The sequence below is a fragment of the Noviherbaspirillum sp. genome, from assembly GCF_035654295.1.
Classification (GTDB): Bacteria; Pseudomonadota; Gammaproteobacteria; order Burkholderiales; family Burkholderiaceae_D; genus Noviherbaspirillum.
In genome coordinates this window covers 1-11,339 of sequence record NZ_DASRXF010000183.1, presented here as the reverse complement: position 1 = coordinate 11,339, position 11,339 = coordinate 1, and the positions used below count along the sequence as shown (strand labels likewise).

Below are 11,339 nucleotides of genomic sequence, written 5' to 3'. Positions count from 1 at the left end.
CGACTCCACGCCATTGACCTTGATCGAGCCGCTGCGCGTGCCGGTCAGGCCCATGATCGCGCGCAGCGTCGTGGTGCGGCCGGCGCCGTTGCGGCCCAGCAGCGTCACCACTTCGCCGGGTTTCACTTCCAGGTTGACGTCATGCAGGATGTGCGACTCGCCGTACCAGGCCTTGAGGTTTTTGATTTCGAGTGCCGCGGTTGCCATCAATGCGCTCCTTCCAGTGCGCCCGAGGTGGTGCCCATGTAGGCTTCCATCACCTGGGGATTGCCGGATACTTCCTGATAACTTCCTTCGGCAAGGACTGCCCCGCGCTGCAAGACCGAAATCTTGTCGCAGATGCCCGAGACCACGCTCATGTTGTGCTCGACCATCAGGATGGTGCGGCCCGCGGAGACTTTCTTGATCAGTTCGGTGACGCGGTGCACGTCTTCGTGGCCCATGCCCTGGGTGGGCTCATCCAGTAGCATCAATTCCGGTTCCATCGCCAGCGTGGTGGCGATTTCCAGCGCACGCTTGCGTCCGTACGGCAGGTCCACCGTGGTCGTGTCCGCGAACTTCTCCAGGTCGACTTCAGCCAGCAATTGCATCGCGCGGTCGTTCAGGCTGCGCAGCGTGATTTCGCTCTTCCAGAAGTGGAAGGAGGTGCCGAGCGTGCGTTGCAGGCCGATGCGCACGTTTTCCAGCACCGTCAGGTGCGGGAAGACCGCGGATATCTGGAAGGACCGGATGATCCCCTGCCGGGCGATCTGCGCCGGGGCGGCCATGGTGATGTCGCGCCCGTTGAACAGGATCTGGCCCGATGTCGGGACGAGAAACTTGGTCAGCAGGTTGAAGCACGTCGTCTTGCCGGCGCCGTTGGGGCCGATCAGTGCGTGGATATGGCCGCGCTGTACCTTGAGATTGACGTCGTTGACGGCCGTGAACCCCTTGAACTCTTTGGTCAGGCGGCGCGTCTCGAGAATCGCATCCGTCATTGTGTCTCCTTGTTGCTGGTTATCGGGCAAAGCTTCGCCCTCAGTCTGTCGGCTGCTGTTATCGATGAGCTGCTGGTGCGCTCAGTACGCCGCGGTATAGATGGCCAGCGCGTCCTGTTCGGTCATTTCGCGCGGGTTGTTCACCAGCAGGCGCGTCTGCAGCATGGCGTCGGCGGCGAGCCGCGGAAGATCCGCCTGCGTGATGCCGACCTCGCGCAGTCGGGTTTCGATCCCGGTGCGTTGAGCCAGCAGTTCCATGTGCTGGATCAGCAGCGCGGTCTTGGCTTCGGCGCTGCCGGTACACCCCGGCACGGCGATCTCCGCCAGTTCGGCGTAGAGGGTCGCGGCCATGGGGGCGTTGAAGCGCAGTACGTGCGGCAGCACGAGTGAATTGGACAAGCCGTGCGGGACGTGGAAGATACCGCCGATCGGATAGGCAAGCGCATGCACGGCCGCAACCGGCGCATTGGCGAACGCTTGTCCGGCGAGCATCGCGCCCAGCAGCATGCCTTCGCGTGCGGCGCGGTCGCTGCCTTTTTCGAACGCAGGCATCAGGTTGAGAGACAGCAACCGCAGCGCTTCGCGCGCCAGCATGTCGGACAGCGGGTTCTTGCGATGGCGGCTGGTATAGGCTTCGATGGCATGGACGATGGCGTCGATGCCGGTCGCCGCGGTCACTTTCGGCGGCAGGCCGACGGTCAGTTCCGCATCGAGGATCGTCAGGTCCGCATACAGGTTGGGCGATACGACCCCGGCCTTGGTGGTGGCGCCGGTGGTGACGATCGAGATCGGCGTGACTTCCGAACCGGTGCCGGCCGTGGTGGGCATCTGGACCAGCGGCAGGCGCGGGCCGGTGACATTGCCGACGCCGTACATCGATGACAGCGGCTGGTCGGAACCGGCGAGCGCGGCAATCAGCTTCGCGACGTCCATGGAGGAACCGCCCCCCAGGCCGAGCACGATGTCGACCTCGGCTTCGCGCGCGCGGCCGGCGGCAGCAAGCACGACGTCTTCCGGCGGATCGGCGACCACGTCGTCGATGACGGTGACGTTCCAGCCCGCTTCATGCAGGCTGAGCAGGGCCGGGGTCAGGATGCCGCTCTTGTGCAGGAAGCCATCGGTGACGAGGCACAGGCGCTTCTGCGCAAAACGCTCGCGCAGGATCGCGCCCAGGCGCGCGGCCGCGCCATATTCGACGACGATGCTGGGCACGGTCCGGAATTCGAACGGGTTCATGTTTGTCTCCTCCTTAAACCTGCACGCAAAGGTATTTGATCTCGAGGTACTCATCGATGCCGTAGCGCGAGCCTTCGCGGCCGAACCCGGACTGCTTGACACCGCCGAACGGTGCGACTTCGTTCGAGATGAGGCCGGTGTTCAGGCCGACCATGCCGTACTCAAGTGCTTCCGCCACTCGCCATGCGCGCGTGATGTCGCGGGTATAGAAATAGGCAGCCAGACCGGATTCGGTGTCGTTGGCCATGGCGATGGCTTCGTTATCGTCCTTGAAGCGCAGGACTGGTGCGACAGGGCCGAAGATTTCTTCCTGCGCCACGCGCATGTCCGGCGTGACGTCGGCAAGAACGGTGGGCTGGAAGAAGGTGCCGCCAAGCGCATGGCGCTGGCCGCCGGTAACGACGCGGGCGCCGCGCTCCCGGGCGTCGTTGACCAGGGTGACGACTTTTTCGAGTGCGGCATCGTCGATCAGGGGGCCTTGGACGACATCCGCTTCGAAACCGTTGCCGACCTTGAGCGCGGCCACGCGCTCGGACATCTTTTGGACGAACGCGTCGTAGACGCTGTCGTGGACAATGAATCGGTTTGCGCAGACGCAGGTCTGGCCGCTGTTGCGATACTTGGCCGCGACCGCCCCGTCGGCGGCAGCATCAAGGTCTGCGTCGGCAAACACGATGAACGGCGCATTGCCGCCGAGTTCCAGTGAAAGACGCTTGATGGTGGGAGCGCATTGCGCCATCAGGATGCGGCCCACCTCGGTGGAACCGGTGAACGACAGTTTGCGCACGACCGGACTCGCGGTAAGCACGCCGCCGATTTCACGCGCGTCGCCGGTGAGCACCTGGAATACGCCTCCGGGAATGCCCACCTGTTCCGCCAGGGCGGCGAGTGCAAGCGCCGACAGCGGGGTCTGCTCGGCGGGTTTGACGATGATCGAGCAGCCTGCGGCAAGTGCCGGCGCGACCTTGCGGGTGATCATCGCGGCCGGGAAGTTCCAGGGTGTGATCGCGGCGCACACGCCGACCGGCTGCTTGAGCACCACGATGCGCTTGTCCGACTGCGGATGCGGCGCCACGTCGCCATCGACACGCTTGCCCTCTTCCGCGAACCATTCCACGAACGAAGCCGCGTACTGGATTTCGCCCCGCGCTTCGGCCAGCGGCTTGCCCTGCTCCGCCGTCATCAGCGTGGCCAGATCGTCGATGTTGGCCAGCATGGCGTTGAACCAGGCGCGCAGCAAGCCGGCGCGCTCCTTTGCGGGCTTCTTCTGCCATTCGCGCTGTGCGCGTTCGGCGGCGTCGATGGCGCGGGCGGTTTCGGCCGCGCCGAGGGATGCCACGTGGGCCAGCAGCTCGCCGGCGGCGGGGTCGTGGACGGGAAAGGTGACGCCGAGGTCGGCAACTATCCACTTGCCGTCGACGTAGGAACGATTTTTAAGCAGACCCGGATTGCGCAGGAACATGTCGTCTCGCTTTTTTGGTTTGCGCGTTCCGCATACGGAACACTGTTCTGTGTATAGGACATGTTAAAAATTGTTTTTTTATCCGTCAAGATTTTTCTCCAGCACGGTCGTTCGCTTTATTGGTTCGAAAATGCGGGAATGGGCTTGCAGCTGAATGAAAAAAGCGGCCGCCCTCATGCGCCTGCCGGCTCTGCTATGCTCTTGTCCTTTCTCCGGGCGCACCATGCGTCCGGCACAACCGATTGCAGGAGTAATCAAGGAATGAGCGCGCAAACCTGGTGGCTGTTTGTCATGATGACCTTTGTGGTCTCGGCGACGCCGGGACCGAACATGATCCTGGTGATGAGCCATAGCGCGCGTTTCGGTTTTCGCGCCGCGCTAGCCACCATGTGCGGCTGCATGACCGCCTTGCTGGCGATGATGAGCCTGTCGGCGGCGGGGCTGGGTGCGCTGCTGCAGGCGTTTCCCTCGGTGTTCGATGCCTTGCGCTGGGCGGGAGCGGCCTATCTTGCGTATCTCGGCATCAAGAGCTGGCGGTCGCCGGTGCACGACGGTTTGCAGCCGGCGTCCGCGGCGGAAGAACCGGCAAGGAAAGCAGGCAGCCTTTATCGCGAAGGATTGCTTGTTGCTGCCAGCAATCCCAAGGCCATTCTCTTTGCGGCAGCATTCTTCCCCCAGTTCATCCGCCCGGAATTGCCGCAACTGCCGCAGTTCGCGATTCTGCTGGCGACCTTCTCCGTCATCGAGATCGGCTGGTACCTGGTGTATGCCGGCAGCGGCCACCGGCTCGCGGCCTATCTGCGCCGCGCTCCGGTGCTGAAGGCGTTCAACCGGCTGACGGGCGGTGCATTCATCGGCTTTGCCGCGCTGATGGCGGGCGCACGCAACTGACGCGCCGCCGTCCTTATTTTTTCGCCGGCTTCGATGCCGGCGTTTTTTTTGGCGGGGCCGGCTTGTCTCTCTCGGACTGGTCCAGGCAGAGCAAGGTGTCGGCGTAAGACATGAAGCGGCTGAGGTAATCGGGCGCGATATCGCGCATCAAGGCCAATGAACGCAGCACCAGCGCGTGGGAATTGATCGGCCCGGCGTTTTTTGGGGCTTGGCCGAGTGCCTGCGCGACCTGTTTGTCGACGCTCAGCTTTGCCCAGGTGTTCCTGAAATTCCGGATCGTCTTCAGTTCGGGACGCGGTGCGATGGCGGCCTGGGTGCTGTCCGCCGCGTGCTGCTCGAGCTGGCGCACCAGCGCGCGCAGGGGGGCGTGCTGCTCGTCTGCCTGCAAGGTGGCGGCGAGCGCCTGCAGCGCCTTGAAATCTCCGGCGGCGAAATGCCTCTGCAGTTCGCTAGCCGCATGCGGGTATTGCTGCGCGCCGCGGTCGAGAATTTCCCTGGCTTCAACCCGCGCCAGGTCGAAGCGCTCCTTGAATGACGCCAGCACTTGCGCCAGCCGGTCATCGAGCAGGCGCCTGACGCTGCCCTGGTGCTCCGCCGCGCGTTTTGCCAGCACCTCGATGTAGTGCCAGCGCACAGGATCGAAGCGCCGCGCGCCTTCCGCTAGCAGGGAAGCGAGCAGCGCGTCGACATCCGGAGTGCCGTCGACTCGCGCATTCATGAAGCGGAATTTCCGGCATTGGAGGATTTCGGCACGGGCGCCATTTCCACCCGCCGGTTTTGCGCGCGGGCGGCGTCGTCGGTATTCGGCTTCACCGGCTGTTCGGAACCGAAGGCCGCCGCAAAGACCATCGACGAGGGCATGCCTTCCTCGATCAGGGTGCGGGTCACGGTCAAGGCGCGCTGCGCCGACAGCTCCCAGTTGTCCGCGAAGGGGCCGCCGCGGATCGGCCGGTCGTCGGTGAAGCCGCTCACCATCAGCAGTTCATTGCGCGCCGACAGGTAGGCCTGCAGCGGCGTGACGAGGCTCTTCAACAGTTGCCTGCCTTCCGGCTGCAATTCGTCCGAATTGAGTGCGAACAGGACCTGGCCGCTGATGCCGATACGGCCGCCATTTAAAGTAATGCGCCCCGACGCCAGCGGAACCGCCAGCGCCTTTTCCAGGCTCATGCGGCGCTGTTCTTCGAGCTGGCGCTTCTTTACTTCGTCCTGCAGCGTCGAGGTCAGTTCCATCTGGACCGCCACCACCGCCACCAGCACCAGCACGAAGGCGCCGAGCAGGCTGGACATGAGGTCGCCAAATACCGGCCAGACCGGCGCGGCGTGGTCGACGCCTGCGTCAGTGTCTTCCATTACCTGGCCTCTTCAACAAGCTTGGCCTGCGCCGGCAGCGCGCGCAGCTCTTCGACGATTTCGCGTTGCGAAGACATGCTCAGGTCGATGATTTCCCGCGCCTGGGCCACGTAGTACGCAAGCTGCTCATCGCTGCGGGACATGGACTTGTCCATCGCGCCTTCAATGCGCTGCAGGCTGGCGATCAGTTTGTCATTGGCTTCATTGAAGGCCTGCACCGCAACGCCGAAGGATTCGCTCAGGCTGGCGACGTCGACCGCGCTGCTGGTGACCTGCGCCGCGATGTCGGTCAGCTTGCCGGCTTCGGCAGTCACATTTTCGGTGAATGCGCTCGCGGTGCTATTGAGCGCCGCGGCGGAGGATGCCACCATCGCGTCGATCACGGAGCGCTGTTCGGCGGAGGCATGGTTGATCGCGTCGAGCAAGCCATTGAGCGTTTCCATGATGCGGCTGCGCTCCTCGAGCAATTCGTTGTCGCGCGCCACGCTGCCGGAGATCTGCTGGCGCAGCTGGCCGATAACCTCGGCGGCAGCGCGCGGGGCTTCCGAGGCTGTCTCGATCAGGCGTGTGATCGGTGTTTCCAGCGCGGTGCCCAGGGTGGTGAGATGGCTCGCCAGCGCCGCTTGCAATTCGCTCAGCCGCTCGACGGCCGCATTGCCGCGCGCGGCTTCGTCCTCCTTGAGCGCGCCGAGCTCGGCGCGCAGCATCGTGGCCAGCTGCTCCATGCGCTCGCGATGCTGCTCGATCCATTGCGCTTCGGTGGCGATACGGGAGCGCATCAATTCTTCCGCGGTTGTCACGAGACGGGTGGTCTCGGCCAGCACATTGCTGTTGCTGGCCTGCGCCTGCGCCGAGATGTCCTGTGCGGTGCGGACCAGCGTGTCGCAGATCTGCTGTTGCTGTGAAAGTGTTTGCGCGCCGGATTGCTGGAGCTCGCGGGTGAGCGACGCCGCCATGGCTTCCAGCGACTGCGTCCACGCCTGCTGGCGCTGCCGGTCGCGTTCTTCCTGCCCTGCCTGCAGGCTGGCGTAAGTCTCGCCAAGCTTGGCTGCGAGGTTGCCGGCGCGCTGATCGAACGAGGTGTTGAAGGCCTCGAGCGAGCGGCCCATGTCCGCGGCAATGCCGGCACTCGCCTGTTCATGGTTTTTCAGGGCCGCCGCCCACGACGCGGCTGCGCCGGCGGTGGCGTCGCTGAAGCGCGCGGATAGTCCGTCGAGCTGCACCTGCACCGTGCCGGCGACGCGTTCATGCATCGCAGCCGCGTCGCGGGCGATGCCGTTCATCGCGGCTTCTAGCACCGGCTTGATACTGTCGCCGGCAGCCTGTGCGCTGTTGACGAGGCTCTCGCGCAGCGACTTGTCCACGGCCTGCGCCAGGTCGGTGTACACCGTCTTCATGTTGCTATGGAAGGATTCCTGGTTGCCCAGCAGCCGCTGGTTCAACTGCTGGTTCATGCCTTCCATCTGCGTCATCATGGCCTGCAGTTTGTCCACCACCTGCGGCAGGGCCTGGGACTGCTGCTGCAGCGCCTTGAAGGTTTCCTGGCGCTGGTACGCGAGCGAAAAGCGGCGCAGCACGGTGGCGATCCGGGTATCGAGGAGTTGCGATGCCTGCAAGCGCTCGCGGCGGCTGAACGCCGACATCAGGCCCAGCATCGCCGAGGCGGCAACGCCCGCAACCGATGTGCCGAATGCGAGCCCCAGGCCGGCCACCGGTACCGACAGCGCGGAGCGCATCGCCTGCAGGTCGGTCGTTTTTTCCAGTGCAAAGACGGCGCCTTTCAGGGTGACGACCATGCCCAGGAAGGTGCCGAGCATGCCCAGCATGACCAAAAGCCCGACCAGGTAGGGCGTGAGCGCGGGCCCGGGCAAGGCGGCCCGGTCGCCCTCGATGCGCAGGCGCACCGCATTCTGCAGCGAGAGGTGGATCTTGCCCAGCCAGTCGCCGAGGTCCGGCAGGTTATCGGGGATGGCGGCCAATGCGGAGCTCAATGTGGAGGTCGCCTGGCGGAACTGGCGCAGTTCGTGCGCGCCGAACACATAGACGCCGCCGATGACGGCCGTCATGAGCGTGGCCAGGAAGCTGGAGTCGATGAAGCCGACGCCTACCCAGATGATCGCGACGAGGCCGAGGATGAACGCGGCGGTAAATAGATGTTTATTCATTGCGTTTCTTGTCTGAATGCTTCGATGAGTCCCATCGTCGGCTGCAGGCGAAGCTCCACTTCGGCCAGCAGCAGCATTTGCATGTCGCTGCAAAAGCGTGCCAGCCAGCCGCCTGCCTTCATCCAGGCGGCGGGATTGTCTGCCTGCTGTGTCTCGATGAGCTTTCGCTGATGTTCCTTGAACAAGTGTTCAAAACGCTTCTTGAGAAGCACCGGCACCTTCGAGAGCAGTTTGTTCTCGCGGTCGCGCAGGATCTTTTCGAGCGCCACGTCCAGTTCGGCGAGCTTCCGCAGCCTGGGCGATGCCTTTGCAAGCGCGTCCCGGACATTGACTCTCAGGGGCTGGATGCTGAGCTCCATGTCGCGTTGATGCGCTTCATAGAACCGGCGGTACGGCGCGTAGGCCGAGGCGGCATTCGCGGGCAGCTCGGGTTCCGGAGCGGGTAGCTTGATGTGCGTCCTGCCCGGGTTGGACGAACAGCTCTTTGTGATCGAATTGATCAGGAAGGCCTGGATGCGCCCGAATTCGTCACTGGCACCTGTCAACGCGGCGGCTTGCGCCCCGGGCTGCATTTTTGGAAAGTTTGCCATGCCGTCGGCATGCACCGCCGACAAGGTGATCGCATCGGCGAAGTGAACCCACGCGCCCAGCTGCTCCGCAAATGCCTCTCCCGGATCGAGGGACTCCACCAGGGACAGGTCAGCGAGACAACGGATCAGTTTCGAGCTGTGGAAATTCGTACGCGGTAACGCTCGCGTCATAGGCGGGTGCAATCAAAGTCGAAAAAGGCAGGGGGTCGTTCACGCCGCTATCCGCATGAACACTCGTTTTGGTCCTGCTCTAGCGAATTTGAGCCACTTCCGGCGATCATCTCATGGCACACAAAAACCGGCAATTATAGCGTGGTGATGTAGCGAACTCAAATGAGACACCGTGCCGGAGAGTCAAAGCCGCTGGCAGAAGCCCTGCGGCAGTTCGTCGCCGAAGATGGACAGCACTTGCAGGAAGCTGGCTTCCGGCTCTGCATGCAACTGCAGGCGCACGCCGGTGGCCGGGTGCGGGAAGGCGATACCGGTGGCGGCGAGCATCAGCCGGCCTTGTCCGAATCGTTGCGCGAAATAGCGGTTGTGCCGCCCGCGTCCGTGGTTGGCGTCGCCGATGATCGGGTGGCTGATATGTTTCATGTGCCGCCGCAGTTGGTGCTTGCGCCCCGTTTCGGGATAGAGCGCGACGAGGCTGTAGCGGCTGGTGGCATGTCCCTCGATCGCCACGGGGATTTCGGTGGTCGCAAGGCGGCGGTATCGGGTGCGTGCCTCGCGTGCAGCCTGCGGCTCGTCCTTGCGCCGCTTGTCTTCCGGCTCGTCGCGCAGGGGATGATCGATGACGCCCTGCTCCGGCGTCCAGCCCCGCACCATCGCGACGTAGGTCTTGCTGACCTCGCCGGCCATCATCGCCTTGCCCAGCGTGCCCGCGGTGTGCGGATCCCGGGCGAAGACCAGCAATCCGGAGGTGGGTCGGTCCAGCCGGTGCAACGGATACACATGCCCGCCGCCATTCATCGCCCGCGCATACTGCACTGCGAACTCGGTTTCGTGCGCGTCTATCGGGCTGCGGTGCACCAGCAAGCCGGCAGGCTTGTGCACAACCAGCAGCCACTGGTCGCGGTAGATCTCGGTGAGCGGGTTTTGCATCGGTAGCATCTGGAAATCAAGCCGGCCGGACGGCTATCGACGCTGCGCCGGCGTCGCGTCCCGCCACGGCAATGCAAGATCGTACACCGCGTTCATGCCGACGACTTTCCCCCTGTACGACATGATCCAGTCGATCCAGCCCTCGCCGTTGGCGTAGTCGGCCGTATGCGTATAGGGCGTGGAGTCGAGCATGGTCTTGTAGTCGATCACCTGGATTGCGGCCGCCGTGTAGTAATTCAGGCCGTACTCGCCGCCGTCGTCATTCGTCCGGGAGATGTACATCTTGCCGTTTTTGTAGACGATATCGAGCGGGATGCCAAAACTCTTGTTCGTGGGGAGCGATATTGGCTGCGAAGCGAGGTAGTTGTTGCGCCCGTCGTTGCGCAGAATGGCCGGGGCGATTTCCCATTCCTTCACCTGACGGTCGGCCGAGGCACCCGGTTCCGTCCCGGCGAGCCAGATGTCGTATTTCCCTTGATTGTCGAAGTCGAGGAATTCGATTGAATAAATGGCCTTGTTGCGGAGCGTCGACGGCAGGCGCGTCTTGTCCTGCGTGAAGGTGCCGTCCTTGTTGTTCACCAGGAAGTAAGGTATCCCGGCGATCATGTTGTCCGTGACGAGGATATCGGCATATCCCTGCCCGCTGAAGTCGACGGCGGCCGCGGCGTGGCAGTAGCAGAGCATCGGCAGGGTGACGTTCTTGTACTTGCCGTCGGGCTGGCTGAGCAGCACGTGCTGCCGTTCGCCGGGGAACGGCGGACGGTCATAGCCGTGGCAGGCAAGGAAGACGTCCGGTTTTCTATCGGCGTTGAAATCGGCGACGATGGCCTTGCGCGGATGAAGGCAGCCGTTGGTGTCGTCCAGCAAGGCGGAGGTGCGGTCGACCCACTGCCCGTCGACCTTCTTGTAGAACCGGATCTCGCCGAAGCTTGTTTGCGACCAGTTGTCGTGGATGTACTTGACGGTGTTGGCGACCATTCCGTAACTGCCATCCTGGAAGAAATCCGCATAGGCAAGGGCCGGGCCGACGTAGAGTTCGGGCGGCCAGTATTGCGGGCCGAGCGATTCCCCGGATTTGATCTTGTTCTCGTAGGATGAGCGTTCGACCGGAATCGGGGCGCTGGCCAATGTGTCGACCTGGCGGAAATTCCAGTCCACCGTGCCCATGGCCCTGACTGCGGCGGTCGCATCGGTGGCCGAGACGGCGGCGACCAGCGCCATGGTCCTGGAGATGGAATCTTCCGGGGTGTTGTAGTTCAAGCCCTGCTGCACGGCGAACAGGTTGGCCAGCTTGACCTTGTTATCGAGAAGATCCGCCACCCAACCGTAAGTCGCATTGCCCTTGAACGTGTGCGCGGAAGCGAGCATCGACTTGATCAGCGTGCCGCGCGTTTCCCTGCCGCTGGCCAGACTCGACGACCAGTAGTCCAGACCGTCCTGGTCCGGCGTTTCCCTGCCCAGGACATTCTTGTACACGATCCTGACGAAGTCGCTGTTCGTCATGGACGCCGAATAGCCGGTCAATGCCGAATACTGGATCGCCGCGTCGTAAAAGCTCTGGCCGATC

Annotated in this window: 11 protein-coding genes; 1 reads left to right on the top strand and 10 read right to left on the bottom strand. The window is 63.6% G+C overall.

What is annotated here, in order from left to right; genetic code table 11:
- From VFF99_RS17420 to VFF99_RS17405, 4 genes are all read right to left on the bottom strand, one after another.
- Positions 1–207 (bottom strand): ATP-binding cassette domain-containing protein (locus VFF99_RS17420; protein ID WP_325020115.1); only part of this gene is annotated, 207 nt, incomplete at its 3' end.
- Positions 207–977, bottom strand: a complete 771-nt coding sequence (locus VFF99_RS17415; protein ID WP_325020137.1) for an ABC transporter ATP-binding protein — start codon at positions 975–977, stop codon at positions 207–209. The genes VFF99_RS17415 and VFF99_RS17420, both read right to left, overlap by 1 nt.
- 81 nt (positions 978–1,058) lie before the next feature.
- Positions 1,059–2,213 carry an iron-containing alcohol dehydrogenase gene (locus tag VFF99_RS17410; RefSeq protein ID WP_325020135.1) on the bottom strand — a complete coding sequence of 385 codons (1,155 nt, stop codon included), beginning with the start codon at positions 2,211–2,213 and terminating at the stop codon, positions 1,059–1,061.
- Positions 2,214–2,226: 13 nt separating this feature from the next.
- Positions 2,227–3,675: an NAD-dependent succinate-semialdehyde dehydrogenase gene (locus tag VFF99_RS17405; protein WP_325020133.1), complete on the bottom strand. Its 1,449-nt coding sequence runs from the start codon at positions 3,673–3,675 to the stop codon at positions 2,227–2,229.
- A gap of 261 nt (positions 3,676–3,936) precedes the next feature.
- Between VFF99_RS17405 and VFF99_RS17400 the strand changes: the two genes are divergently transcribed.
- On the top strand, positions 3,937–4,566 hold the full coding sequence (locus tag VFF99_RS17400) for a LysE family translocator (protein WP_325020139.1): 630 nt from the start codon (positions 3,937–3,939) through the stop codon (positions 4,564–4,566).
- A 13-nt stretch (positions 4,567–4,579) separates the two neighbouring features.
- On the opposite strand, the gene VFF99_RS17395 is transcribed toward VFF99_RS17400, so the two are convergent.
- From VFF99_RS17395 to VFF99_RS17370, 6 genes are all read right to left on the bottom strand, one after another.
- A complete protein-coding gene (locus VFF99_RS17395; RefSeq protein ID WP_325020131.1) occupies positions 4,580–5,284 on the bottom strand; it encodes a DUF2894 domain-containing protein in 705 nt (234 codons plus the stop codon).
- The gene (locus VFF99_RS17390; protein WP_325020129.1) at positions 5,281–5,916 is read right to left on the bottom strand and encodes an OmpA family protein; all 636 of its coding nucleotides are present in this window, start codon (positions 5,914–5,916) and stop codon (positions 5,281–5,283) included. Before VFF99_RS17390 ends, VFF99_RS17395 begins: the two co-directional genes overlap by 4 nt.
- Positions 5,916–8,081, bottom strand: a complete 2,166-nt coding sequence (locus tag VFF99_RS17385; RefSeq protein WP_325020127.1) for a DUF802 domain-containing protein — start codon at positions 8,079–8,081, stop codon at positions 5,916–5,918. Before VFF99_RS17385 ends, VFF99_RS17390 begins: the two co-directional genes overlap by 1 nt.
- Positions 8,078–8,842, bottom strand: a complete 765-nt coding sequence (locus VFF99_RS17380) for a DUF3348 domain-containing protein (RefSeq protein ID WP_325020125.1) — start codon at positions 8,840–8,842, stop codon at positions 8,078–8,080. The genes VFF99_RS17385 and VFF99_RS17380 overlap by 4 nt, the downstream gene beginning before the upstream one ends.
- A gap of 183 nt (positions 8,843–9,025) precedes the next feature.
- Positions 9,026–9,772, bottom strand: coding sequence for a pseudouridine synthase (locus tag VFF99_RS17375; protein ID WP_325020123.1), 747 nt, complete (start codon positions 9,770–9,772; stop codon positions 9,026–9,028).
- A 33-nt stretch (positions 9,773–9,805) separates the two neighbouring features.
- The coding region (locus tag VFF99_RS17370; RefSeq protein WP_325020122.1) for a DUF4214 domain-containing protein at positions 9,806–11,339 on the bottom strand (1,534 nt) is incomplete at its 5' end.

What these genes read in the sequence shown, in the direction of transcription:
- VFF99_RS17405 (WP_325020133.1), bottom strand. Translation starts at nt 3,675, where the DNA reads ATGTTCCTGCGCAATCCGGGTCTGCTTAAAAATCGTTCCTACGTCGAC.
- VFF99_RS17400 (WP_325020139.1), top strand. Translation starts at nt 3,937, where the DNA reads ATGAGCGCGCAAACCTGGTGGCTGTTTGTCATGATGACCTTTGTGGTC.
- VFF99_RS17385 (WP_325020127.1), bottom strand. Translation starts at nt 8,081, where the DNA reads ATGAATAAACATCTATTTACCGCCGCGTTCATCCTCGGCCTCGTCGCG.
- VFF99_RS17390 (WP_325020129.1), bottom strand. Translation starts at nt 5,916, where the DNA reads ATGGAAGACACTGACGCAGGCGTCGACCACGCCGCGCCGGTCTGGCCG.
- VFF99_RS17415 (WP_325020137.1), bottom strand. Translation starts at nt 977, where the DNA reads ATGACGGATGCGATTCTCGAGACGCGCCGCCTGACCAAAGAGTTCAAG.
- VFF99_RS17410 (WP_325020135.1), bottom strand. Translation starts at nt 2,213, where the DNA reads ATGAACCCGTTCGAATTCCGGACCGTGCCCAGCATCGTCGTCGAATAT.
- VFF99_RS17395 (WP_325020131.1), bottom strand. Translation starts at nt 5,284, where the DNA reads ATGAATGCGCGAGTCGACGGCACTCCGGATGTCGACGCGCTGCTCGCT.
- VFF99_RS17375 (WP_325020123.1), bottom strand. Translation starts at nt 9,772, where the DNA reads ATGCAAAACCCGCTCACCGAGATCTACCGCGACCAGTGGCTGCTGGTT.
- VFF99_RS17380 (WP_325020125.1), bottom strand. Translation starts at nt 8,842, where the DNA reads ATGACGCGAGCGTTACCGCGTACGAATTTCCACAGCTCGAAACTGATC.